The organism is Tissierella praeacuta (genome assembly GCF_040396155.1).
Taxonomy (GTDB): Bacteria; Bacillota; Clostridia; order Tissierellales; family Tissierellaceae; genus Tissierella; species Tissierella praeacuta_A.
Genome location: NZ_JBEBOY010000014.1, coordinates 1 through 25,367, shown reverse-complemented (window position 1 = coordinate 25,367; position 25,367 = coordinate 1). Strand labels below are relative to the sequence as shown.

Here is a 25,367-nt window from a genome sequence, read left to right as displayed (position 1 = left end):
CTTTCAATATTAGCAATTCATTTATAATTTTCGAGGGAGGGATAAATTATATATAAGAAACTAATATTTATTATGATAGTAATTGTTATTATATTTATAAGTTATAGTGTATATAACAATTATTATCGTATTGATATAACAAATTACAGATTTTCTTTTCTTGCTCATCTAATAAAATCTCCTGATGAAAACTACAGAATGGGCATAACTATTTATAAGGAAAATAAGGAGAGTGATACCGCATATATAATGGCTGATATCAATAAACTTCCAGATAATAAAAAAAACCTCGCAAAAACCATATTTTGGCAAGAAGTTAAAAGTGATACTTTAAAGCACATGGATAAAGATGGTACTATATATAGTTATTGGGTTGATAATTATTGGGTTGATTCCGAAACAGTTTCAATTAATGGAATTCAATTAAATGTCAATGAGGATAAATATGATTATCGTCGTAAATTATTTCAAAATAAATTCAACAATAAAAGCCATTAAAATATTCAAATTTTAATGGCTTTTATTGTTAAGAATAACAAAATAGAATAGAGATTTATAATATCCCCTAATATTTTTGTTTCGGTCCTTCTATTATCTAAATAATTATGTTATTATATCAAAATTTAAGTTTTGATAATGCATCTGCTAAATCAGTATTTATTGGCTCTGTTTTTGCCTTCTTTTGCTGTTTCATATAGTTAGTTACTTCTCGCTTAGATATATTGTTCTTTTCCTTTGCCTTTCTTTCGTTAAATGTAGATAGTTTTTCTCTATATCCACATGAGCAAGCAAATATTTGTCCTTCTCCCTCTCCTCTTAACTCTAACTTCTTCTTACAATTTGGACATCTTGCATTTGTTATCTTAGATATACTCTTCCTATATCCACATTCCCTATCTTGGCATACATACATTTTACCTTTTTTTCCTTTTACCTCTAGCATGAACTTTCCACATTCAGGACATTTATTTCTAGTCATATTATCATGTCTAAATGTTTCATCACTGTTTTTTATCTCTTTAACTACAATTTTAGAGTATTCCTTCATTTCCTTTATGAAACTATTTTTATTTAGCTTACCTTGAGAAATAAGTCCTAGTTTTTGCTCCCATTCTGCAGTTAATGCTGGGGATTTTAACTCTTCTGGTACTAAATCCAGTAATTGTTTTCCCTTTGATGTAATAAATATATCTTTACCATTTTTCTCAATTAAAAATGTATTAAATAATTTTTCAATTATATCTGCCCTAGTGGCTACTGTACCAATACCGCCTGTTTCTCCTATTATCTTTTTAAGTGTTTTACTTTCATCACTCATATATTTCACTGGATTTTCCATGGCTTGAAGTAATGTTCCTTCGTTAAATGGTGCTGGCGGTTTGGTTTTTCCTGTGCTTTGCCCTAGTGATGTTACCTTTAGAGTATCACCTTTATTAATTACTGGAAGGTTTTGATCTTCATTTTCTTCTTCATCTTCATCATAATAATTATTTGAATATACTTCCTTCCATCCTAATGATATGGTTCTCTTTCCTTTAGCTATGAAATTCTCATCACCAATTTTAGCTTTAATTACTGTTTGTTCATATTCAAAAGGTGCATAAAGTACTGACAAAAATCTTTTAACTACTAAATCATATATTTTTCTTTCATTATCATTTAACTCTGATAATAATACTCTTTGTTCTGTAGGAATAATAGCATGGTGGTCTGTTACCTTAGAATTATCTACAAAGGATTTATTCGCCTTTATAGGAGAATTAAGTATCTTAGATGCAATTTTTTGATATTGTCCTATACCGCAAGATTTTATTCTATCCTTTAATGTTCCTACAATATCATCAGATATATATCGTGAATCTGTCCTTGGATACGTTAATATCTTATGGTTTTCATATAGTCTTTGCATTATAGATAAAGTTTCCTTTGCAGAATAACCAAATATCCTATTTGCATCTCTTTGTAATTCAGTTAAATCATATAGTGCTGGTGAATATTTCTTTTTAAGAGATTTTTCCACTTCTACTACCTTAGCATCTTTGCTTTTGATTGATTCTAATATTTTATCGGATTTCCCCTTATCAAAGGTTTTTATATCCTTAGTATTATTATCTTGCCATGTTAATTTTAATTCCTTTGTATTAGCTGCAATTCCATAATAATCTTTTGGTACAAATCTTTTGATTTCTTCTTCTCTTTGTGCAATCATAGATAATGTAGGGGTCTGTACTCTACCACAGGATAATTGGGCATTATATTTTACTGTAAGTGCACGGGTTCCATTTATACCTACGATCCAGTCTGCTTCAGCTCTTGCAACTGCTGAACTATAAAGATTTTCATATAATCTGCCATCCTTTAGATTATTAAATCCATCTTTTATAGCTTTATCTGTAACTGACGAAATCCATAGTCTTTTAATTGGTTTCTTTATATTAGCTTTTTCTATAATCCATCTAGCTACAAGCTCTCCCTCTCTTCCAGCATCTGTAGCTATGATAATCTCTCCTACATCCTTCCTATTCATTTGCTCCCTAACAGAATAAAATTGTTTACTGCTTTGTCTTATTACTTCTAGTTTCATTCTATCTGGCAGCATTGGAAGGTCTTCCATATTCCAAGTTTTATATTTTTTATTATATTGCTCTGGATCAGCCAATGTAACTAAATGGCCCAATGCCCATGTTACAATATATTTATCTCCCTCTATGCATCCATTCCCCTTTTTTTTGCAATTTAACACTCTAGCTATATCCCTTCCTACAGAAGGTTTCTCCGCTAAAACTAATATCTTACTCATATAAACATCCTCTCGTTTAATTCTTTTTTTGTTCTTCTATCTTTTCTGCTAATTCATTAAGATAAAGCCATCTTTCCATTTTCTCTTCCAATGTCTTTTCTATTTTTTCCTTTTTAGTCATAAGCTCTTGAAGTTTAGAATAATCAGTAGAATACTCTTCTATTTTCATATCTATTTGAACAATATCATCCTCTAATTTAGCAATAATATCATCTATTTCATTCCATTCTCTTTGTTCATTATAAGAAAATTTAAGGGATTTATTATTTTCCTTTGGTTTTTCTTTTTCTTTCTTTTCTGTTTTATTCTCTATTTGATTATTTTCTTTTTCAGCTTTGTAAATCTCTTTGAAATATTCATAATTCCCAGTATATCCTACTATTTTTCCATTTCCTTCAAAAACAAATAATTTATCAACTACTTTATCTAACAAATACCTATCATGGGACACTATAATTACTGCTCCAGGGAATTCTTCTATATATTCTTCTAATACAGTCAATGTAGCTATATCTAAATCATTTGTAGGTTCATCTAGAAGAAGTACATTTGGTGCCTCAATCAGAACCCTAAGAAGATGAAGTCTTCTTTTCTCTCCTCCAGATAGTTTTCCTATAGGTGTCCATTGAAGCTCCTTAGGAAATAAAAATCTTTCCATCATCTGTGAAGCTGATATTTTTTCTCCATCAGATGTTTCAATATATTCTCCGCCTTCCTTTATAAATTCAATAGCCCTAAGATTATTATCCATATTTAAGTTTTCTTGAGAAAATGCTCCAATCTTTACTGTTTCCCCTATATCTACTGTTCCCTTATCAGGTTCAAGTTTACTTGAAATAATATTCATTAAGGTTGACTTTCCACTGCCATTTGGCCCAAGAATACCTACCCTATCGTCTCTTAAAACAACATAACTAAAGTCATCTATAACCTTTTTCCCATCAAAGGATTTTTCTATATTATTTATTTCAATTATTTTTCTGCCTAATCTTGTTCCTCCAACAGATATATCAAGTTTCTCATTAGATAGTTCTAATTCTCTATTATTTAAATCATTGAAACGCTCGATCCTAGCTTTTTGTTTTGTACTTCTAGCCCTTGCTCCTCTCATCATCCAAGCCAATTCTTTTCTAAGCAAAGATTGTCTTTTCCTTTCGCTGGCTACCTCTATTTCTTCTCTCTCTAATTTTTTCTCTAAAAAATAGTTATAATTACCGCTATATGAATAAATATTTCCCTTATCTAATTCAATTATTTGGTTGACTACCCTATCTAGGAAATATCTATCATGGGTAATCATAAGAAGTCCTCCCTTTCTCCTACTTAGGTACTCTTCAAGCCAGTCTATTGTAGTATTATCTAAATGGTTTGTAGGCTCATCTAATATAAGTAGTTCACAAGGGTTTATTAAGGCTGATGCTAAGGCTACTCTTTTCCTTTGACCACCAGATAAATTACCTATTTTTTCATTAAAGTTTGTAATTCCCAGTTGGGTCAATACTGCCTTTGCCTCAGATTCTAAATCCCATGCATTTGCTTCATCCATTTTTTCAGTTAATCTTAGAATTTCTTCGCTCTTTGTACTTGGATTCATTATGGCTTCTTCATATTTTCTTACTAATTGAATATTTTTAGAATTACCTTTAAAAACCTGTTCTACTACAGTTAATTCAAGATCAAAGTCTATATCTTGGGGTAAATATTCAATATTTACATCATTTCCTTTAATTACTCGTCCACAATCAGGTTCTTCTATACCTGCTATAATTTTTAGAAATGTAGTCTTACCAGTGCCATTTACACCTATAAGACCTATTTTGTCTCCATCATTTATTCCAAAATTTATATCCTTAAATAATTGTTTCTCACTATATGCCTTTGATAAATTTTCTATAGATATTAGATTCATAATATTACCCTTTCATTTGAGTTTTCTAACTCAATATTATAACATATATTGTATATACAAGACAAAAACGGAGAATTAAATCTCCGTTTTTTGTATTTTTTTATTTATTTAGTTGTTTTAAAATGACCTCATTCCAGCAATCTATTTTAGGAAAGATATAAACTTATCTAAATCTATATCTTGACTTATAATTATTCTAGGAATCTTAAATCTTCTAGTATATCTGCATACATACCCTCGTCTTACTGTAAATCCTAGTTTATATCCTGCTTTCTTAGCACATTTAATGGAATCCTTATTATATTCTCCAAAGGGATAAGCTATATAATTGGATTTTAATAATTCCATATTTTTAGTTAAATCCTCTACTATCCTTTCTTTGGGAAGAGATTTTAAAAATGGAATTCCATTTTCATCTTGATGATGCAAATCATATGTATGGGAAGCAAATAAAAATACATCTTTGTATTTTTCCATATCCTCTATAGAAATAAATTGTAATCCTTGAGGATCAAATTCCGTCTTTTCTCTAGTTGCCAATTCTCCTATTGAAAAAATAGTTCCTTTCATTCCATATTCTTTCATTATAGGATAAGCATATACTGCATTACTTAGATAGCCGTCATCAAAGGTTATAACTACAGTCTTTTTAGGAAGTTTTAATTTTCCATTCATAAACTCTTCAAGTTCATCTACGGTTATTGTATAGTAACCATTTTCATGTAGATGTTTCATTTGCTCATTAAACTTTTCAAGACTTAAAACACTATTATTATTTTCCCAGCCATAGTTTATAATATCCTCTTCAGGCAATATGTGATGATATAAAAGTACAGGAACTCTATCTAAACTAGCATAAAAAATCACAGCAATACAGGCAAGTAAAAAAACAACCTTAATCCATAGTTTTCGTATGTAATCATCTCCTTTCGTCATTGTTTATCCGATTTATTGTATCACTTTTAAATAAAGTCTTCAATATGAAAATTTATCCTAAATCAACTCTTAATTAGAAACGGTATCTGCTTTAAGTACAGTTTTTTGCCATCCATTTCTTCTATAAACTCCATAACCATATAGACAAACTATAAGATTACTAAAACTCATAGAGAACCAAATTCCAGTAGGACCCCAGTTTGTAAAGTTTTTAAATAATAATATCATTGGAAGTCTTACAAACCAAAGTCTTCCTATTTCCATTGCCATAGAATACTTAGTATTTCCAGACCCTTGGAATAGGCCCTGTAATACGCTAAATATACCCATCAATGGCATAGATAAAGACGTATAGAATAAATAAACTAAAGCTAAATCTATAACTGATAAATCATCCTTTGAACGCATAAAAAAATTAATAATAGGCTTATCGAAGGCTATTAGCAATATACACCCCATGATTCCTATGATTAATGTAAGCTTTAAAGCCTTGCGGAAGGATTCCTTTACCCTATCAATTTGATTTGCACCCATATTCTGCCCTACTATGGCAGTTAAAGCAGAACCTAACCCCATAGATGGCTGCATTATTAAGGATGTTATTCTATTAACCATGGCATAAGCTGCCATTGTAGCTGTTCCATAAGTAACTATAAACCCATTTAATACAATAAATCCCAATGAAGCTCCCGATTGACCTATTGCAGATGGTATTCCTATATTAACTATCTCCTTGATTATCTTTTTATTAAATTTAAATTCTTTAAAATCTGGTCTAATTTTATTTTTCTCACTAAATAACATCATAAATCCTACTACTGCTAAAAATACTCTAGATATTAATGTAGCCCAAGCCGCACCTGCAATACCCCAATCAAATTTAAATATAAATATAGGATCTAAAACTACATTTATAACTGCTGAAATCCCACTAAGTATAGTTGGTAATACAGTATCTCCCTGTGCATTCATAATAGAGTTAATATTAAAAAACAAAAACATAAATGGTAAATCTAAAAAAGTAATTCTTAAATAAGTATTACTCAAAGTAAATAAGTCCCCTGTAGCTCCCATTAATCTAATAATAATTGGACTGCTTATATAGCCTATAATCGTAAATGATATTGCACTTATTATGGTAATTGCTATTAATTGAGTAGAATATTCTTTAGTTTCATCAATTCTTCCTCCTCCAACTAATTGAGATAGAATTGAAGTTCCTGCTATAGATAAACCGATTCCCAAGGATATAAATAAAAAGTTCACAGGCCAAACAAAAGCCGTAGCTGCAAAATGAACTGAAGAAATCCAGCTTACAAATACTCCATCTGCTAAGTTATATAATGTTTGTATAAGACTATTAATCATAATTGGTATAGATAGTGTAATAAGAACTTTATAAATACTTCCTTTTAATATCATTTCTGTTTTATCTTGTTTATTCATATTCCACCACTTTCTATATATTTCGTGTCGCTAAATATATATTTATTATATCATCTTATCTTAAAAAAAGAAGTAGTAAAATAAAATAATATAAGTTAAATGATTTCATTTAACTTATATTATTTTATATCCTATTTATACGAAAATATTTATATTACCATATTCATCATAACTAAACTATCCTAACTTTTCTACTACATTTTTAAGCATCTTCCTTATTGGTAGATTGTATGGACATTTACTTTCACATAAACCACATTCTACACAATGTACTGCTCTTTTTTCCATGGCATCATATCTTGACTTTGCCCATTCTTTCAAATTGTATCTAGTATAATAACCTTCCATTAAAAATTGAGATGGTATATCTATACTTTGAGGACATGGCAGACAATATCCACATCTTCTGCAAAACTCAGAGCCTAAAGAATTTGCCTCTTTAAATAATTTCTTTTCTTCTTCCTCAGTCAATTTTCTTTTATTTATACCTACTGATGCATTGGAACTTACTTGTTCTAAAGTATCCATTCCAGGAATGACTACAGATATATTAGGATTATCCACTATAAACCTAAGGGATAGTTCTCCGTTAGTAATAGCACCACCTGCCAATGGTTTCATAACTATTACTCCAATATTCATTTCCTTAGCCTTTTTGAATACCTCTTCTGCCTGCTGTTCAACAGGATTATATGGACATTGTATAGTAGCAAATTCTCCTGTATCTATGGCTTTACTCAATATATCTGGATTGTGAGAAGTTATACCTATTTCCTTTACCATACCTTTTTCTTTAGCTTCCTTTAATGCCTTAAATGCTCCATCGTCACTTAAAATAAAATCCAATTCTTCAAAGCTTCTAATATTATGAAATTGAAATAAATCTATATAATCAGTTCTAAGATTTTTCAAACTAATTCCTAGTTCTTCGAGCATCCCATTATAATCTCTTTTCATAGACTTTGTAGCTAGTACAAACTTATCTCTGCCTATTTTTTCTAATGCCTGTCCTATTAAATCCTCAGATTCATTATATCCTCTAGCAGTATCTATGAAGTTTATGCCTTGATTATATGATTCTTGGATTAATTTAACTGCCATTTCACCGTCAACTCGTTGTATAGGAATTCCCCCAAAGCCAATTACAGATACTTCTAAATTAGTTTTCCCTAGTACTCTCTTCTCCAAGAACAATCCCCCCAATTATAGAACTCTTGCTTCTCCCTTATATACAAGACCTGTTGTGCCATCTACTGTAACTATTTCTCCGTCCTCTAATATATTTGTAGCATCTTCTGCACCTACTATAGTTGGTTTATTAAGGTTTAATCCTACAATAGCACCATGGGATGTAAGTCCCCCCTGTTCTGTAATAATAGCTGATGCTCTTTCTATAAATTTTACCATATCTCTATGGGTATCTTTACTTACTATAACATCGCCATCTTTAAATTTCTCCACCAATTCTTCTTCAGTATTTGCAATACAAACTCTTCCCAATGTAGAACCCTGTCCTATTCCCATTCCTTTTAATAAAGTCTTTCCTATGGTATGTACTTTTATTAAATTAGTAGAACCAGAAGTTCCCACAGGAATACCAGCTGTTATAACTACTAAATCCCCTTCATTTACATAATTATTATCTATTGCAGATTGAATAGATAATTCTATTACATCATCTGTAGAATTGCTATAAGGTGATAGTACTGGATAAACGCCCCATACTAAAGATAATCTCCTCATAACGGATTCTGTAGTTGTTGCTGCTATTATAGGAGACTTTGGTCTAAACTTAGATATAGCCTTTGATGTATATCCTGATGATGTAGCCGTAATTATTGCAGATGCTCCTAAATCCATAGCAGTAGTACAAGTAGCCTTTCCTATGGCATTAGTTGTAGATAATTCAGATATAGCAACTTTGGAGCTTAGTATCTCTCCATAATCCAAGGATTCTTCAGTTCTTGTTGCAATATTATACATTGTCTTTACTGATTCAATAGGATATTTTCCTGCTGCTGTTTCTCCAGATAACATAATAGCACTACTACCGTCAAGAATAGCATTTGCAACATCTGTTACTTCTGCCCTAGTAGGTCTTGGATTTCTCATCATAGAATCTAGCATTTGTGTAGCTGTAATAACAGGTTTCCCTATTAGATTTGATTTTCTAATTAACTCCTTTTGTACAAGTGGAATTTCTTCTGTTTGTATCTCTACGCCTAAGTCGCCTCTAGCTACCATTATTCCATCAGATGCAGCAAGTATTTCATCTATATTATCTACACCTTCTTGATTTTCTATCTTTGAAATTATCTCTATAAATCCTGCATCATTATCTTCTAAGATTTTTCTTATTTCTAAAACATCAGATGCCTTTCTAACGAAGGATGCCGCAATGAAATCAATACCATTTTCAATTCCAAATAAAATATCATCTATATCTTTTTTAGTAATTGCTGGTAGGTTTATTTTTACATTAGGAACATTTACACCTTTGTGATTTTTCAATGTCCCATTATTTAATGCTACACATTTTATATCTGTCTTGTCGATTATTTCTAATACTTTAAGTTCTACTAATCCATCATCTATTAGAATTCTGCTTCCTTCTTTTACATCATTAGGTAATCCATCATAGGAAATAGATACTATAGTTTTATCCCCTAATATATTCTTAGTAGTTAGAGTAAATATATCTCCATCTTCTATTTCTATAACTCCATCTTTGAAGTCTCCCAATCTTATTTCTGGTCCCTTTGTATCTAGCATAATACCTATTGGCATATTAAGGTCTTTTCTAACCTTCTTTATTGTATCTATTCTCTTTTTATGTTCCTCATGACTTCCATGGGAAAAATTAAGTCTACAGACATTTAAACCATTTAAAAATAATTCCTTTAACACATCTTCAGTTTCTGATGCTGGACCTATGGTACATACTATTTTTGTTTTCTTCATTGTTACTCCTCCTATATAGATAATATTCTTGCAGTATTATACATATCAATATCAAATTCTTTTTCCATTTCCAAAGCTTCCTTAATATCTATATCAATTATCTGATTGCATTTTATACCTAAAGCTCTATCACTTTTACCCTCTTTCAATAATTCAATAGCCTTGTTTCCCATTTTACTAGCTATGATTCTATCATAGGATGTAGGATTTCCTCCTCTTTGAATATATCCTAAGATTGTAACTCTAGTATCTATTCCTGTTTTTTCCTCAATTGATTTAGATACATCATAAGCATTGCCTACCCCCTCAGCTAAAACAATTATATGATGTAATTTACCTCTATTTTTACCTTGAATTGCCTTTTTACATACTTCATCTATATTAAAGTCCACTTCTGGTACTATTATACTTTCAGCTCCGCCTGCAAGACCTGCATATAAAGCAATATCTCCACAATGTCTCCCCATTACCTCAATAACATTAGCCCTTCCATGGGATGTAGAAGTATCCCTAATTTTAGATATAGCATCTACTACAGTTTCTACAGCTGTGAAAAATCCAATAGTAAAATCAGAAAAGCCACAATCATTATCAATTGTACAAGGTATACCTATAGTTGGGATTCCAGCCTTTGATAGTTCTCTAGCACCTTTTAATGTGCCATCTCCCCCTAATACGACTAATCCATCTATACCAAATATTCTCAATACATTTAACGCCTTTTCAAAGCCTTCCTTAGTCTTGAACTCATCGGAACGGGAAGATCTAAGCGTAGTTCCGCCTCTATGTATTATGTCTGCAACAGATGAAAGATTCATCTCTTCTATATCACCATTTATTAAGCCACTATAACCTTGTCTTATTCCCATCATCTTAAAATCATTAAATATACCTGTTCTAACTACAGCTCTAATGGCAGCATTCATACCTGGGGCATCTCCCCCACTGGTCAATACTCCTATAGTCTTCATAAAACTCCCCCCTTATTTGCAAACTAAATTATACCCAGTTCAATCATAGCATTTTGAATATCTTCTGCTTCAAATTCTGGAGCTAATATTTCATAAAGTTCCTCTTCTCCTTCTTGAGCAAAATATTTTATTTTTACAAGAAATCCTTCTGCTTTAAGTTTCTTTTCTACCTCATGTGCATTGTCCAATCCTGTAGCCATATAAACTGCTGTCCACATATTAAAGCACTCCTTTTATAATTGACAATTAAAATAGTTATTTAAGAAATCTTTACTGATTCTTCTCCAAGCAAGTCTTTTAACTCTATTATAACTTTTTGATCATTGATATCAATCCATAAAGATCTATCTGCTATGACAATTTTCTTTTCCTTCTCTAAGTATACATATACTGGGCTTTCTCCGCCATATTTTTTTAAAATATTTTTTATCCTGTCAAAAGTATCAGTAGGACTATTACGACCTATTTTTAAATATAGCTTTCCTTTTTTATACATATTTAACTCAGATATTTTTTCCACTATTATCTTTGGTTCCTCTACTTCAGAGGTACTAATTTTACCTTCTATGACAATTAATCCATCTTCTTTTAAAGATTTATTATATCTTTCAAAAGTAGTTGGAAATACTATACATTCAACAGTACCATATAAGTCTTCCAATGTAATAAATGCCATCATATTATTATTCTTAGTTATCATATTTTTCTTTTCAACAATTATACCACCTATAACTACTCTTTCTCCATCTTTTGGTCCTGTTAGATCCCCACTGATTTCTTCATCATTATTTATTAGATCAAAAGTCGTAGTTGTTGAAATTCTCTCAATTTCAGATTTATAAGGTTCTAATGGATGTCCGGATATATATATACCTACCATGTCTTTTTCCATTGTAAGTAGTACATTTTGCGGAAATTCTTTTAAATCTGGTAAATGGTCTTTAGATATATTCTCATCTATTGTGTCAAATATTGAGAATTGCCCTTCTATATTTCTCTTTCTGTCGGCATGAATTCCATCTATGGTTTTTTCAAATATTGATAATAATTGGGCTCTATTTCCTCCTAAACTATCCATCGCTCCACATTTAATTAAAGATTCCACTGCCCTTTTATTCATTACAGATGAGTCTACTTTTTCTATTCTTTCAATAAAGTCAGTAAATCCTTTAAACTTCCCAATCTCTCTAGCTTTAACTACTGTCTTTATAAAGTTTTCACCAACATTTTTAACAGCTGAAAGTCCAAATCTAATTCTGCCTTCTGAAACAGTAAACTTACTATATGATTCATTTACATCAGGAGATAATATTTCTATTCCTAGTCTTTTACATTCTTGTATATAAAGAGATACTTGGTTGGTATTCCCCATAACTGAAGATATAAGTGCTGCCATAAATTCTACAGGATAATAATATTTAAGCCAAGCAGTTCTATAGGCTACTACTGCATATGCAGCTGAATGGCTTTTGTTAAAGGCATAGTTAGCAAAATCTATCATTAAATCATAAATTTTAGACGCAGTTTTTTCATCTACTCCATTTCTTATGGCTCCAGATAATACAACTTCTCCATTTTCATCAGTCTGACCATAGATAAAGTTTCTTCTTTCTTCCTCCATGATTTCCATTTTCTTTTTTCCCATGGCACGTCTTACTAAATCCGCCCTGCCCATGGAGTATCCGCCAATATCCCTAACTATTTGCATTACCTGTTCTTGATAGACTATACATCCATAAGTAACATTTAAAATATGCTCTAATTTTGGATGAAGATATTTTATCTTTGATGAATCATGTTTACATTGAACAAAAGTAGGTATCTGGTTCATAGGTCCAGGTCTAAAAAGAGAATTTGCAGCTATAAGGTTCTCAAATACATTTGGCTCTAATTCCTTTAAAAAGGCTCTCATGCCTGGAGACTCAAACTGAAATATACCTAATGTTTCAGCCTTTGCAAACATTTCAAGTACCAATGAGTCCTCATAATTTATATTATTAAAATCAATCTTGACTTTATGATTTTCTTCTATTAAATTTACTGCATCCCTTATTACAGTTAGAGTTCTAAGCCCTAAAAAATCCATCTTTAAAAGGCCTAACTCTTCTAGCTCTATCATATTAAACTGTGTAGCTATTGCATCTCCATTTCTTACTAAGGGTACATAATTTGTCACAGGCTCTTTTGATATAACTACACCTGCTGCATGTGTTGAAGTATGCCTAGGCAATCCTTCTACAGCCTTTGCTAAATCTATAAGATTTTTTACTTCTTCGTCTTCATTATAACTATCTCTTAAAGCCTTATTTACATCTAGAGCTTTAGATATAGTCATTCCTAATTCCATAGGAATTTGTTTTGCTATAAAATCCACCTGTCCGTAAGGCATATTTAAGGCTCTACCTACATCTCTTATGGAACCACGTGCTGCCATAGTACCAAAGGTAACTATTTGTGCAACACGGTCTATACCATATTTTTCAACTACATATTGAATAACTTCTTCACGTCTTTCATAACAGAAATCTATATCTATATCTGGCATAGATATTCTTTCAGGATTTAAAAACCTTTCAAATATTAATCCATATTCCAAAGGGTCTATATCTATAATACCTAAGGCATAAGACACTATACTTCCAGCAGCAGAACCCCTTCCAGGACCTACCATTATTCCATTGTCCTTAGCAAACCTTATAAAATCCCATACTATAAGGAAATAGTCAACATACCCCATTTGAATAATAGTATTAAATTCATAATTAAATCTATTTTTTATTTCCTCGGTAATATCCTTATATCTTTCCTCTAATCCTTTGACAACAAGATGTCTTAAGTATTCTTCATTGGTAAATCCTTCTGGTACTGCGTATTCTGGTAAATGTAAGGTGCCAAAATCTAATTCTACATTACACCTATCGGCAATCCATGCAGTATTTTCTAATGCTTTTAGATTGTTACTAAATATATTCTGCATTTCTTCTGGTGATTTAAGATAAAACTCATTTGTAGGGAATTTCATCCTGTTTTCTTCATCTACTGTTTTAGCCGTTTGAATACACAATAGTACATCATGAACTACTGCATCTTCCTTCTTTAAATAATGAACATCATTAGTAGCTACTAATGGTATATTAGTTTCTTGAGATATTTTTATTAGCTCTCTATTGACCATTCTTTGTTCTTCGAGTCCATAATCCTGAAGTTCAAGAAAAAAGTTGTTTTCTCCAAATATATCCTTATATATTAAAGCAATTTCCTTTGCTCTATCTACATTATTATTTAATATATGCTGCGGTATTTCTCCCCCTAAGCATGCTGATAGTGCTATAATCCCTTTACTATACTTTCTAAGTATGTCATGATCTATCCTTGGTTTATAGTAAAATCCATTTACATATCCTTCCGAAACCATTTTCATCAAATTTTGATATCCTTCATTGGTCTCCGCAAGAAGCACTAAATGATACTGATTTTTATCCTTTGGTTCTTTATCAGTATGTTTATTCATTGCGACATAGACTTCAGAGCCTAAAATTGGTTTTATACCTTGTTTTTTAGCCTCTTTATAAAACTGAATAACACCAAACATAGATCCATGATCAGTTATAGCAACTGAATCCATACCTAGCTCCCTAGTTCTAGAAACTAAATCCTTTATTCTAATGGACCCATCTAACAAACTATACTCCGTATGCACATGTAAATGATTAAACTTATCTTTATAAATCATAAAAAATCCCTTTCCTTTGTTTCTCTCATAAATATATTCTATCACAAAATAAAAAATTTCCCATATATAAGGAAATCTTTTTATGACCTAACACAATGAACGATAGTGAGTTGATGTAGGTCAAACGCAGCGAGCACCAACCTTAATGTAGAATTCCTCATTAGGAGTGTCCCTTAGGATCAAATCTATACAACCTGTTAAGTAAATAGATTTGAATTCTGAAACTACATAAAATAGCCTATGAATTATCTATGTCCTAATTTATCAATTACATTTTCCATTAGGGATAAATCTATTACTCTAAAATCATCTAATACCCTTTCAGTCCAATCTGGAGTAGGCTTATTTGATTGAAATTTCTTTGCTGTAGCTATGCTTTCTTCAACTATTAGAACACCTTGTTGGTCCAAGTCTCCTTTTTCTCTAGAGATCATAATGGTTTTATAAGGAGTTTCATTTGGTTTTATACTTCCTGACAATGGGTGAGTAAGTAATTTATGTCCCTCATGGATTTTATCCCTTAAAAATTCTAAAATTTGTATATAGTTTAAATCACCTTTATAAATTATTTCCATACTATCTTTATATTTCTCATATACATATGAATTATTTGTAATTATTATGCTAGACATTTCCTCTATCTCCTCTCAATTTATCTGCTAGTTCTTCTATTTTTCTAAATCTATGATTTACTCCTGATTTTCCTACTGGTGGATTGAGCATCATACCTAGTTCTTTTAAACTTGCTTCACTATATTCTAATCTAAGTTTAGCAATTTCTTTTAAATTATTGGGTAGTTTTTCTAAACCAATTGTATCTTCAATATATTTAATACTTTCCACCTGTCTCATTGAAGCATCTATGGTTTTACTTAAATTTGCGGTTTCACAATTTACTATTCTATTTATATTATTTCTTACATTTTTCAAGACACGAATGTCTTCAAGTTTTAAAAGTGCTTGATGAGCTCCAATAATATTTAATAAATCTACTATCTGCTCACCCTCCTTAAGATATACTACATAATTATCCTTCCTAGTAACTATCTTTGAATTTAATCCGAAAGTATTGATTACATTAGATAAATCTTCCGCATGTTCTTCATTACTAGTCACAAATTCTAAATGATAGGTTTTTTCTGGATTGCTAGTAGAGCCACCTCCTAGAAATGCACCTCTAATATAAGCACGTTTACAACATCTATTTTTTATTATTTCTTTTGGAATCGTAAAATTAGGATTAAAAAAACTAGCTTCTCCCTTAATAAATCCCACATCTTCCAATATTTTTTTAGATATCTCTTTATTATTTATCACTATTAAATAGTTATTATTTTTTTTCAGCTGTTTATTTCTCCTTACCATAACTTCTACATCTGTATCATAAATAATTTTTAATAGCGAAAATATTCTTCTGGCAATAGCTGCATTTTCAGTAGTAAACTTTAAGTTTATCTTCTTCATTCCAGATATTTGTATAGTGCCATTCATTCTGACAAGAGCTGCAAGTTCTGCTATAGCACAACAATTATCAGCTAAAAGTATCCTTGACAGTTCATTTTTAGTTGTTGCTGAAAATGACATGAAATCACCCCATTGTTTAAGATTGTAACATATTTAATCCTTTAATAATTATATTTCTCTCATCCTGGTATCTTACTAAATCCTTAACCTTATCTATGTGAACAAATAAGGCATCAACAAATCCTTCCTTTTTCTGAGGAGTGCAATCCATGCTATTTGTCTTCATTAGATACCAATGAACGGTTTTATAAACCATTTCATCTTCTTTTAAGTTTTTATATTTGTAATGAACTAAACCTATATACTTAATTATTTCACCCTTTACACCAGATTCCTCCAATACTTCCCTTAGTGCAGCTTCTTGTACACTTTCATCTTTCTCTACTCTGCCCTTAGGTAATACCCAATCACCATTAAATTTTTTTAAAAGTAATATTGTATTGCCAAATACTACAACACCTCCAGAACTTACTTCTTCTATCATTGAAACCAACTCCCAATATATTAATAAATTATTTTCAAAAATCATATTGACTTAATTATACTATATTATGCACAGATTTGCTAAATGATTTTGACTTATAATTATAATGCAATATAATATATACATAGATAACCTAAAGGGAGGTATTATATATGAATTACATCGTTGAAAATTTAGAAAAATTATTAAAAACACCCAGTCCTACTGGTAACACAGAAAAGGCTATATTATTTGTAGAAGAAAAATTTAAAGAACTAGGTATATCAACAAGACGAACCATAAAAGGTGCCTTAATAGCTACAATAGAAGGTAAAAATAAAGATAAAGAAGTAACATTATCTGGTCATGTAGATACTTTAGGTGGTATGGTAAAGGAAATAAAAGGAAATGGAAGACTTAAGATTACCCAATTAGGTGGATATGTATGGAATACCATAGAAGGAGAACATGCAACCATTGAAACCTTAGAAGGTAAAAAATATACTGGTACTATAATGACTACAAAAGCTTCATCTCATGTTCATGGTGAAGGAACTAAGACAATAGAAAGAAATGCTAACAATATGGAAATAAGAATAGATGAAAAAGTTTCATCAAAGGAAGATACTATAAAACTTGGAATAAACGTAGGGGATTTCGTACATTTTGACCCAAGAGTAGTTGTTACTGAATCAGGATTTATTAAATCAAGACATTTAGATGATAAGGCTGGTGTCATATCCATACTTGGTATAGCTAAATATTTAGTAGATAATAATATAAAACCTAATTATACAACTAATTTCTTTATATCTACATATGAAGAAGTTGGACATGGTGCATCTGCCTCTATACCAGAAAATACTTTTGAATTTATAGCAATAGATATGGCAGCTCCTGGAGAAGGTCAAACATCTGATGAATTCTCAGTTACAATCTGTGCTAAGGATAGCTCTGGTCCATATGATTATGATTTAAGAAAGAGACTTATTAATTTAGCTAAGGAAGAAAACTTGAATTATAAAATAGATATTTATCCATATTATGGATCCGACGGTTCAGCAGCTCTTAGAGCAGGATATGATTTTAAAGTTGGCTTAATTGGACCTGGAGTTGATTCTTCCCATAGTTTTGAAAGAACTCATATTGAAGCAATAGACAATACAATAAAGCTTGGAATAGCTTATTTAACTAAGTAATGATAAAGCCCAGATTAGCTCTGGGTTTTTTATTTTTAAGACCATTGTTAAATTTAAAAATATTCATATTTCATAATATAGACTATTTTCCATCTTCAAATTTATTATAACTAGAATATCTTTTCTGATTCACAGACCAATTTGTCAAACATATTAATATATTAACAAAAAACCATTGTAAAAACTCTTTGAGTAAATTGATTTCTTTAAATAAAATAAAAAATATAATTATATATACTATTGTAAAAATAATAGCTCTATATACTACATATCTAAGAATACCTTTACTACTAATTTCTTTCCATCTTTGATATTCACGCTCATTCATATTTGATTTCCTCCTTAATGTTTATAGACTTAATTTATTGCCCTAATATAATTACTCAATTACATCCTCATATTTCCTCCCTTCATATACTAATGGCTTTGCTTTACAAATCTCAACCTTTTATATATTAAATTACTTGATTCTACTTTTAGTAATTTGTTTAGTTGTTTTTCTAATTTTAATCTTTAATTTATATATTTTAGTATAAACAACCAGAACTGTATGTTATATTTTTATGCTATTTATATAATAAGTGTTTTAAAATTTAGAATATGATCCTTTTTGTTTTTTAAGATCAACTAGCATCATTTCCTTAATCAAATCTAAGACGATACATTATATATAAGATTACTGCTGCAGCAATAAAATTGCCAACAATCCTAATACAATTTACTATTGATATAAGATAGTCAATTTTTGTAAAATTAGTTTCATTTTCAATATATCTCTTGTATTTGTATTCTTTCCATAGCCAAGCTAAACTTCTAAATAAAAATACAGATCCGCTATTTAATAGAATAAAACCTCTTATTATATGCTTATAATACTGTGTTGTGTCTTTTAAAAATATAAAAGAATACCATAATGAACATAAAAAAACAACTATTACAGGAAAAATAGTAAATTTAAGGTACCCTTTTTCTCTAGTTTCACTCCATTTTGATGCATTAAAAATAAAATGATAGTCTCTTTTAAAAAAATCCATTTAATTCCCCCTTATACTCTTTTACTAATTACAATATATAATAAAATTATCTATATGATATAATATTACCATAATTCCCCAGTGTTATCTAAGGCTAATAAACGACTATTTTATTATTATAAGGGAAATATATATTTAGAGGTGATTTTATGACAGTAAATGAAAATTTTATTATAAATTTGCAGGGAAAGTCTTTTGTTACTTATGAAGGACTTCTTGATTTAGCTCATCAAAGAAATCTTTTATCTATAGAGGTTGAAATAATCCAAATACCTACTAAGGAAAACAATATGACTGCCATCTGTAAGGCTATAGCTACTACAGATAAGGAAAAATTTCAAGATATAGGAGATGCTTCTCCTCAATCTGTTAATTCTGCCTTAGTTCCCCATCTAATTAGAATGGCATCAACTCGTGCAAAAGCTCGTGTTCTTAGGGACTTAACCAATGTTGGAATGACTGCTATAGAAGAATTATCCATTGAAGATTCTGTTGTAACTGATGGAGAAGAAAATTATACAACTTATCAAGAAGAACCTCCTACTCCTAGGCAAATGGAAACCATTAAAAAATTAGCTGGTGAATTAAATTATCAAGTAAACTATGATACTTTAACTAAAAGAACAGCTGGAAGTATAATATCAAGATTAATTGAAGAAAAGAAAAAATAAATGTATTTTTAATGTTAATCTAAAAAATTAAATATTAATACAGCAAAAAATCCCTTGACTATACGATTTATATCAAAGGGATTTTTTATTTAAAAAACAGTGCCATATTGTCCTTAATTAATTCTTATTAATCTAATATTGACCTAATAAACCTTGCCTTTTAGATAAATTAACACATTTATTAAACACTAATAAACCTATAGTAAAATACAAAATAGAATTTCCTATCATAATTCCATAATCATATATTGAAAAATCAATAAAAGAGTACCCCTTCATCATAGATAGCATGACTTTATCTGCCGCTGGTCTAAAAGGTATTAGATTGTATATAATAGAATTTTCAGGACTTACCATAACTAAAGCTATTAAAAAATACTGGACTATATTTAATAAAGATTGAACCTTTTTAAAAATAAGTGCTAAACCTCCAAAAATCAATCCTATACCTAATATACTAAATATCCCTATAAATATAGGCAATAAAATTGAAAATATCTTTATCTCAAGTTTATAATTAGTTGTTATCATAATAATAAATAGTAGTACAATGGAGATTATAAAATTTATTAATAAATCAGAAAGACTCCTTACAGTTACTATAGTGGAAAGTTTTATACCTGACATGTTTAATTGCTCCAATGTCCCCCTGTTGGCATCATGTATTATGCCATAAGCTGCACCTGTATAAGCCATAAGCATAATTGTCCACAGAAAATATCCTACTACAAATCCTTCTAAATTACTTCCCATATCCACAGGAGAAATTCCAAAGCTTATGCCAAAACTTTTAATTCCTAAGAACATTGCCATAAACAATACATAAAAGATTATAATGTCTGAAATTGTATTAAACTTATATCTGCTCAATTCCTTGAAGGTCTTTTCTATAGATACTTTAAATAGATAGAAATACTTAGTCAATTAATTCACCTTCCCATCTGTAAAGCTTAGATATACTCTCTCAAAATCAATATCCTTTTGCTTTATCTCTTTTACAAGAATATTTATACTTTTTAATTCTTCTATGATTTTATATATATCTTGAAGCTCCAATATATCTATTTCTATTTTGGATTCATTATTTGTAAAATAAAATTTATAGTCTAATTCCATTAAGAAATTTTTGTTTTCTTCTGAGATACTTTCAGAAAGTACAATTTCATACGTCATAGTTCTAAACATATTCAATAAATTTTCCATATTATCTTTTGCAACTATTTTTCCCTTATTCAAAATAACTATATCATTACAAATATCCTGAACTAAATTCATATCATGGGTACTAAGTAAAACAGTTTTGTTTAGATCAGAAGTTATATCCATTAAAATATTCTTAATATCCAAATGACTTTGGACATCTAACCCAAGAGTAGGTTCATCTAGTAAAATAACATCAGTATTGCAAATCAATGTCATGGCTATAGCAACTTTCTGCTGCATTCCCCTTGATAAATTGTTTACCATAATATCCTTTTTATCCTTCAGATTAAATCTATCTAATAGTATATCTATGTCTTTTTCTAGTTTCTTTCCTCCAAGGCCTCTTATGCCCGCAAAATAACGTAAATTCTCTCTTGGTGTTAGCCTCCAATAAAGATTTCTAGTGCCTTCAAATACAGCTGATACTCGGTTGGTAGATCTCTTGTTGTCTTTTCCATATATTTTAATACTACCCTTATCAGGAATTATTAAATTGCAAATACTTTTAATTGTTGTGGTTTTACCAGAACCATTTGGTCCAAGTATTCCGCAAATACTACCTTTTTCAACTCCAAAGGAAATATCATCTACTGCCTTGACCTTACCATAATGCTTTGTCAAATTAACAACTTCCACAGCCTCCATTCCATCATCTCCTCAATTGTACTTTTAACATTATCCACCATTAAACCTCTATATACCTATTTCTATATCTATCTATAGTATATATGAAAATTCTGGATATTTCTATAAACTAAATTCATATTTATACATGACTAAGGTCATATTGAAACTATATAATTCTAAAAATATGCTTTAAGATATCTCAATAAGCTAAAATCATTTAATTAGTTATAATTTATCTTTATAAAAGAAAAAATAAGCATCTCTGCTTATTTTTCTTTTTTAGCTATTTCAATTAATAATTTACTAAGTTTAATATTGTCATGCCTAATATAATCTTTTCTAATATTTATTAAATTTTCACCTATTAGTTTTATATTTTTGGATTTTAATATTTCTTCATCATTTAGTTCCATCAATACTGGTTTAGAACCATCCAGTATATATTTTTGAAGGGTGTCCATAGGAATTTCCTCTGTATTTGCTATTACATAATCTAAAAAATCTAAATTACTATGTTTAAGTATTGCCTCTACATGGTCTAATACATTATATTTATCAGTTTCTCCAGGCTGAGTCATTACATTTGCAATATATACCTTTGGTGCCTTTACTTTATATATAGTATCTACTATATTATTTACCAAGAGATTAGGTATAACACTAGTATATAAACTTCCAGGACCAAGGACTATTAAATCTGCCTCATTAATAGCCTCTACAGATTCTTCTAAAGGGTAAGATATTTTAGGTTCAGTATAAATATAATCTATTTTGCTTCCTGCTTTTATTGCATCAAGTGGTATATGTGATTCTCCCTTTAATATATCTCCATTTTCTAAAACAGCACAAAGCTTTACATCTTCCAAAGTCATAGGAAGTACCTTACCAGTTACAGCTAATACATTACTCGCTTCTTTTATTGCCTTCTCAAAACTGCCATATATCTCATTCATAGCTGCTATAAATAAATTGCCAAAATTTTGTCCCTTTAGTATTCCTTCTGTAAATCTATATTGTAAAAGTTTTTCCATAGTAGGCTCTGTATTGGCAAGAGCTAATAGACAAGAACGAATATCCCCTGGAGGAAGCATTCCAAGGTCCTCTCTAAGTTTTCCCGAGCCTCCGCCATCATCTGCTACAGTAACTATGGCTGTAATATTTGATGTAAACTTTTTAAGACCCCTAAGTAATATTGAGAGTCCTGTTCCTCCACCTATGACTACAAATTTAGGTGCTGTGGATAATTCTTTCTCTAATTTAAAATCTTTCATAAATATTCCCCTTTATTTTAATCTATAGTCCCTATGGTTTACTGCTACTCTATGACCATTGGTTTCTAATGTTTTAGCTATCTCATTAGCTATGGCTACAGACCTATGAACCCCTCCTGTACATCCTATTCCTACAATAAGTTGGGTTTTTCCTTCTTTTATATAATTGGGAATCAAAAACTCTAGCATATCTATAACCTTCGATATGAATATATTGGTTTCAGGCCATCTAAACACATAGTCCCTTACATTTTTATCTTCTCCTGTAAGTTCCTTTAATTCTGGGATATAAAAAGGATTTGGAATAAACCTTACATCAAATACTAAATCCCCATCTAACAAAGTACCATGCTTAAACCCAAAAGAAATAATTGATAAAGATATATTCCTAGACTTCTTTCCCTCTAAAAATATCTTTGACATCTCTTTTTTTAACATCCCTAAAGTCAGATTAGAAGTATCTATTATATAATCTGCTCTTTTCTTTACATCTTCTAGAAGTTCTCTTTCCTCTTTAATCCCTTCAATTATACTTCCCTCTGGATTTAGTGGATGAGGCCGTCTTAGTTCCTTATATCTTTTTATTAATACATTATTAGCTGCATCTAAGAATAATATTTTATATGTTATTCCACTATCACTTAGATCTTGTAATCCTTTAAATAAATGTTCAAAGAATTCACCAGAACGAATATCGACTACTACAGCCACTTTATCTATATCTCTCTTAGATTCATAACATAATTCTGCAAATTTTGCCAGAAGGGCAGGAGGTAAATTATCCATACAATAATAATCTATATCTTCCATTACCTTCATAGCTTGGGATTTACCAGCTCCCGACATACCAGTAATCAATAAAAATTCCATAAAAGCACCTCATTAGTTAATCTCAATATTTTTTATCCTATTAAGAGGCAACTTTGCCTCTATTGCCTTCTGTATTCCTTTTTCAACATTTCCAACATCCTCTGGTCTATGGGCATCACTATTTACCATATAAATAACGTCCATATCTAATAAAAGTTTGATACTTTCTACAGATAGCTGACTATGTTTTGCAGATATTTCAAGAGCAGTCTTATGTTTAATGGATTCCTTTGCTAATTCTACAATATCCACAGCTGCCTTAGACCCTGGATGAGAAATCATATTTATTGGATATTTACCTAAGGCTTTTATATATGCCTTGGTATTTAGCTCTTTGGCCTTTTCCTTACCTAAAGGAAGAATTTTAGATATAGGATTTAATACATATAATCCCATACCATCACTTAAAGTTCTTGGAGTAGCTCCATAGTGATATCCCATGATTAAGAAATCAATATATTTAAAAAACTTTTCATCTACATCAATCGTTCCATCTAATCCTATTAAATTAGACTCAACTCCAAGTAAAATCTTTAGTCCCCTAGGTATGAACTCTTCATTTAATCTATTTATTTCCTCCCTCATAAGAGGAATTCTTTTTTCTCTGACACCATATAGATAATGAGAAGGTCCGTGTTCCGTAATTGCAACTTCCTTAAGTCCCTTGGCTAAGGCAGCTTCTGCATTATCTCTAATAGTACCTATTGCATGTTTACCTTCTTTTCTAAAACCACTGCTATAAATAGTGTGGGTATGATAATCACCTATTAGCTTTATCATCTAATCCTCCCCTAATAGTTTTATCTCCGTTTCTAGTTCTACATTAAATTTATCCCTTACTACTTTTTGTACTACAGAAATCAAATGTAATACATCTTTACAAGTAGAATTATCAATATTAACTACAAATCCGCAATGTTTCTCTGAAACTTGAGCCCCTCCATGTCTTAACCCACGAAGTCCTGAATCCTCAATTAATTTTCCAGCAAAATATCCTTCTGGTCTTTTAAATGTACTGCCTCCGCTTGGCAGCTCAAGTGGTTGTTTTGATGTTCTTTTATATGTTAATTCCTTCATTAGTTCTTCAATGGAAGAGTGATCTCCTTCTTCTAAGTCCAATTCCACTCCAAGGACAATTAATCCTTCATCTCCTACTCTGCTATTTCTATATCTAAAATTCATTTCCTCATTTGTATATTCTATTATTTCATTATTCTTATTCAATACTCTAACTTTAGTCACTACATCCTTCATTTCTCCGCCATAGGCTCCTGCATTCATAGTAATAGCTCCTCCTATGGTTCCTGGTATACCAGATGCAAACTCAAAATTTTTTAAACTATTCTTTAAAGCCACTTTGCTAATAGTGGATAGTAAAGCTCCAGCTTGACAATAAATTTTATTGCCTTTTACTTCTATATTATTAAATCCTTCATTTATTTTAATTACAGCATCTCTTATACCACCATCTCTAACAAGTAAATTGCTGCCATTACCCATAATTAAAAAATCTATATTATTTTCTCTTGAGAATTTAATTGCTCCTATTAATTCTTCTTCATTAGATGGAATAATCATTATATCTACTGGTCCACCGATTTTAAATGTAGTATGATTTTTCATCAGTTCATCTAATAAAATTTTTCCAAAAGATTTATTTTCAAACAAATTTTTAATTTCTTCTTTTTTCAAATAAATCACTCCTAGTATAATAATGTCATAGTCAGTAATGACCATGCAGTTAAAACA

General features: G+C 30.2%; 23 protein-coding genes. 3 read left to right on the top strand and 20 right to left on the bottom strand.

The genetic code is table 11. The features are described from left to right. Positions 1–45 precede the first annotated feature (45 nt). Entirely contained in the window at positions 46–498 is a 453-nt protein-coding gene (locus ABWP20_RS08730; RefSeq protein ID WP_353095465.1) for a DUF5412 family protein, read from the top strand. A 118-nt stretch (positions 499–616) separates the two neighbouring features. Here the strand turns inward: ABWP20_RS08730 and ABWP20_RS08725 are convergent, their stop codons facing one another. The 12 genes from ABWP20_RS08725 to ABWP20_RS08670 all read right to left on the bottom strand — a co-directional run bounded on the left by ABWP20_RS08725 (position 617) and on the right by ABWP20_RS08670 (position 16,764). Beyond that, positions 617–2,800: a DNA topoisomerase III gene (locus ABWP20_RS08725; protein WP_353095412.1), complete on the bottom strand. Its 2,184-nt coding sequence runs from the start codon at positions 2,798–2,800 to the stop codon at positions 617–619. Positions 2,801–2,816: 16 nt separating this feature from the next. Beyond that, positions 2,817–4,709 (bottom strand): ABC-F family ATP-binding cassette domain-containing protein, encoded by a 1,893-nt coding sequence (locus ABWP20_RS08720; RefSeq protein ID WP_353095411.1) that lies wholly within the window; start codon positions 4,707–4,709, stop codon positions 2,817–2,819. Positions 4,710–4,850: 141 nt separating this feature from the next. Next, positions 4,851–5,645: a polysaccharide deacetylase family protein gene (locus ABWP20_RS08715; protein WP_353095410.1), complete on the bottom strand. Its 795-nt coding sequence runs from the start codon at positions 5,643–5,645 to the stop codon at positions 4,851–4,853. A gap of 69 nt (positions 5,646–5,714) precedes the next feature. Next, entirely contained in the window at positions 5,715–7,091 is a 1,377-nt protein-coding gene (locus ABWP20_RS08710) for an MATE family efflux transporter (protein ID WP_353095409.1), read from the bottom strand. A gap of 177 nt (positions 7,092–7,268) precedes the next feature. Further along, positions 7,269–8,279: an aldo/keto reductase gene (locus ABWP20_RS08705; RefSeq protein ID WP_353095408.1), complete on the bottom strand. Its 1,011-nt coding sequence runs from the start codon at positions 8,277–8,279 to the stop codon at positions 7,269–7,271. 15 nt (positions 8,280–8,294) lie between these two features. Beyond that, a complete protein-coding gene (gene pyk, locus ABWP20_RS08700; RefSeq protein WP_353095407.1) occupies positions 8,295–10,052 on the bottom strand; it encodes a pyruvate kinase in 1,758 nt (585 codons plus the stop codon). An 11-nt stretch (positions 10,053–10,063) separates the two neighbouring features. Continuing rightward, a complete protein-coding gene (pfkA, locus tag ABWP20_RS08695; RefSeq protein WP_353095406.1) occupies positions 10,064–11,023 on the bottom strand; it encodes a 6-phosphofructokinase in 960 nt (319 codons plus the stop codon). A gap of 23 nt (positions 11,024–11,046) precedes the next feature. After that, positions 11,047–11,241, bottom strand: coding sequence for a hypothetical protein (locus ABWP20_RS08690; RefSeq protein ID WP_353095405.1), 195 nt, complete (start codon positions 11,239–11,241; stop codon positions 11,047–11,049). 41 nt (positions 11,242–11,282) lie between these two features. Beyond that, positions 11,283–14,756 (bottom strand): DNA polymerase III subunit alpha, encoded by a 3,474-nt coding sequence (locus ABWP20_RS08685; RefSeq protein ID WP_353095404.1) that lies wholly within the window; start codon positions 14,754–14,756, stop codon positions 11,283–11,285. 245 nt (positions 14,757–15,001) lie between these two features. Beyond that, positions 15,002–15,388 (bottom strand): GrdX family protein, encoded by a 387-nt coding sequence (locus tag ABWP20_RS08680; protein ID WP_353095403.1) that lies wholly within the window; start codon positions 15,386–15,388, stop codon positions 15,002–15,004. After that, positions 15,381–16,340 (bottom strand): DNA-binding protein WhiA, encoded by a 960-nt coding sequence (gene whiA / locus ABWP20_RS08675; protein WP_353095402.1) that lies wholly within the window; start codon positions 16,338–16,340, stop codon positions 15,381–15,383. The genes ABWP20_RS08680 and whiA overlap by 8 nt, the downstream gene beginning before the upstream one ends. 16 nt (positions 16,341–16,356) lie before the next feature. Continuing rightward, positions 16,357–16,764, bottom strand: coding sequence for an NUDIX hydrolase (locus tag ABWP20_RS08670; protein ID WP_353095401.1), 408 nt, complete (start codon positions 16,762–16,764; stop codon positions 16,357–16,359). Positions 16,765–16,916: 152 nt separating this feature from the next. Here ABWP20_RS08670 and ABWP20_RS08665 point away from each other — a divergent pair, with 152 nt between their 5' ends. Then, a complete protein-coding gene (locus ABWP20_RS08665; protein WP_353095400.1) occupies positions 16,917–17,942 on the top strand; it encodes a M42 family metallopeptidase in 1,026 nt (341 codons plus the stop codon). Between the two features lie 82 nt (positions 17,943–18,024). On the opposite strand, the gene ABWP20_RS08660 is transcribed toward ABWP20_RS08665, so the two are convergent. Both ABWP20_RS08660 and ABWP20_RS08655 read right to left on the bottom strand, forming a co-directional pair. Then, the gene (locus ABWP20_RS08660; protein ID WP_353095399.1) at positions 18,025–18,270 is read right to left on the bottom strand and encodes a hypothetical protein; all 246 of its coding nucleotides are present in this window, start codon (positions 18,268–18,270) and stop codon (positions 18,025–18,027) included. Between the two features lie 313 nt (positions 18,271–18,583). Continuing rightward, entirely contained in the window at positions 18,584–18,976 is a 393-nt protein-coding gene (locus ABWP20_RS08655) for a hypothetical protein (protein WP_353095398.1), read from the bottom strand. A 149-nt stretch (positions 18,977–19,125) separates the two neighbouring features. Here ABWP20_RS08655 and ABWP20_RS08650 point away from each other — a divergent pair, with 149 nt between their 5' ends. After that, complete coding sequence (locus ABWP20_RS08650; RefSeq protein ID WP_353095397.1) at positions 19,126–19,647, top strand: hypothetical protein; 522 nt, start codon at positions 19,126–19,128, stop codon at positions 19,645–19,647. A 132-nt stretch (positions 19,648–19,779) separates the two neighbouring features. On the opposite strand, the gene ABWP20_RS08645 is transcribed toward ABWP20_RS08650, so the two are convergent. From ABWP20_RS08645 to murB, 6 genes are all read right to left on the bottom strand, one after another. Further along, the gene (locus ABWP20_RS08645) at positions 19,780–20,571 is read right to left on the bottom strand and encodes an ABC transporter permease (RefSeq protein WP_353095396.1); all 792 of its coding nucleotides are present in this window, start codon (positions 20,569–20,571) and stop codon (positions 19,780–19,782) included. Continuing rightward, positions 20,572–21,495 (bottom strand): ABC transporter ATP-binding protein, encoded by a 924-nt coding sequence (locus tag ABWP20_RS08640; protein ID WP_353095395.1) that lies wholly within the window; start codon positions 21,493–21,495, stop codon positions 20,572–20,574. It lies immediately after the preceding gene. Between the two features lie 248 nt (positions 21,496–21,743). Then, positions 21,744–22,748, bottom strand: coding sequence for a gluconeogenesis morphogenetic factor MgfK (mgfK, locus tag ABWP20_RS08635; protein ID WP_353095394.1), 1,005 nt, complete (start codon positions 22,746–22,748; stop codon positions 21,744–21,746). A 12-nt stretch (positions 22,749–22,760) separates the two neighbouring features. Beyond that, complete coding sequence (gene rapZ, locus ABWP20_RS08630; RefSeq protein ID WP_353095393.1) at positions 22,761–23,618, bottom strand: RNase adapter RapZ; 858 nt, start codon at positions 23,616–23,618, stop codon at positions 22,761–22,763. A 12-nt stretch (positions 23,619–23,630) separates the two neighbouring features. Continuing rightward, entirely contained in the window at positions 23,631–24,398 is a 768-nt protein-coding gene (locus ABWP20_RS08625; RefSeq protein ID WP_353095392.1) for a PHP domain-containing protein, read from the bottom strand. Next, complete coding sequence (murB, locus tag ABWP20_RS08620) at positions 24,399–25,310, bottom strand: UDP-N-acetylmuramate dehydrogenase (RefSeq protein WP_353095391.1); 912 nt, start codon at positions 25,308–25,310, stop codon at positions 24,399–24,401. Between the last annotated feature and the right edge of the window lie 57 nt (positions 25,311–25,367).

What these genes read in the sequence shown, in the direction of transcription:
- ABWP20_RS08725 (WP_353095412.1), bottom strand. Translation starts at nt 2,800, where the DNA reads ATGAGTAAGATATTAGTTTTAGCGGAGAAACCTTCTGTAGGAAGGGAT.
- ABWP20_RS08720 (WP_353095411.1), bottom strand. Translation starts at nt 4,709, where the DNA reads ATGAATCTAATATCTATAGAAAATTTATCAAAGGCATATAGTGAGAAA.
- ABWP20_RS08715 (WP_353095410.1), bottom strand. Translation starts at nt 5,645, where the DNA reads ATGACGAAAGGAGATGATTACATACGAAAACTATGGATTAAGGTTGTT.
- ABWP20_RS08710 (WP_353095409.1), bottom strand. Translation starts at nt 7,091, where the DNA reads ATGAATAAACAAGATAAAACAGAAATGATATTAAAAGGAAGTATTTAT.
- pyk (WP_353095407.1), bottom strand. Translation starts at nt 10,052, where the DNA reads ATGAAGAAAACAAAAATAGTATGTACCATAGGTCCAGCATCAGAAACT.
- pfkA (WP_353095406.1), bottom strand. Translation starts at nt 11,023, where the DNA reads ATGAAGACTATAGGAGTATTGACCAGTGGGGGAGATGCCCCAGGTATG.
- ABWP20_RS08690 (WP_353095405.1), bottom strand. Translation starts at nt 11,241, where the DNA reads ATGTGGACAGCAGTTTATATGGCTACAGGATTGGACAATGCACATGAG.
- ABWP20_RS08685 (WP_353095404.1), bottom strand. Translation starts at nt 14,756, where the DNA reads ATGATTTATAAAGATAAGTTTAATCATTTACATGTGCATACGGAGTAT.
- ABWP20_RS08680 (WP_353095403.1), bottom strand. Translation starts at nt 15,388, where the DNA reads ATGTCTAGCATAATAATTACAAATAATTCATATGTATATGAGAAATAT.
- whiA (WP_353095402.1), bottom strand. Translation starts at nt 16,340, where the DNA reads ATGTCATTTTCAGCAACAACTAAAAATGAACTGTCAAGGATACTTTTA.
- ABWP20_RS08670 (WP_353095401.1), bottom strand. Translation starts at nt 16,764, where the DNA reads ATGATAGAAGAAGTAAGTTCTGGAGGTGTTGTAGTATTTGGCAATACA.
- ABWP20_RS08665 (WP_353095400.1), top strand. Translation starts at nt 16,917, where the DNA reads ATGAATTACATCGTTGAAAATTTAGAAAAATTATTAAAAACACCCAGT.
- ABWP20_RS08660 (WP_353095399.1), bottom strand. Translation starts at nt 18,270, where the DNA reads ATGAATGAGCGTGAATATCAAAGATGGAAAGAAATTAGTAGTAAAGGT.
- ABWP20_RS08655 (WP_353095398.1), bottom strand. Translation starts at nt 18,976, where the DNA reads ATGGATTTTTTTAAAAGAGACTATCATTTTATTTTTAATGCATCAAAA.
- ABWP20_RS08650 (WP_353095397.1), top strand. Translation starts at nt 19,126, where the DNA reads ATGACAGTAAATGAAAATTTTATTATAAATTTGCAGGGAAAGTCTTTT.
- ABWP20_RS08640 (WP_353095395.1), bottom strand. Translation starts at nt 21,495, where the DNA reads ATGGAGGCTGTGGAAGTTGTTAATTTGACAAAGCATTATGGTAAGGTC.
- mgfK (WP_353095394.1), bottom strand. Translation starts at nt 22,748, where the DNA reads ATGAAAGATTTTAAATTAGAGAAAGAATTATCCACAGCACCTAAATTT.
- rapZ (WP_353095393.1), bottom strand. Translation starts at nt 23,618, where the DNA reads ATGGAATTTTTATTGATTACTGGTATGTCGGGAGCTGGTAAATCCCAA.
- ABWP20_RS08625 (WP_353095392.1), bottom strand. Translation starts at nt 24,398, where the DNA reads ATGATAAAGCTAATAGGTGATTATCATACCCACACTATTTATAGCAGT.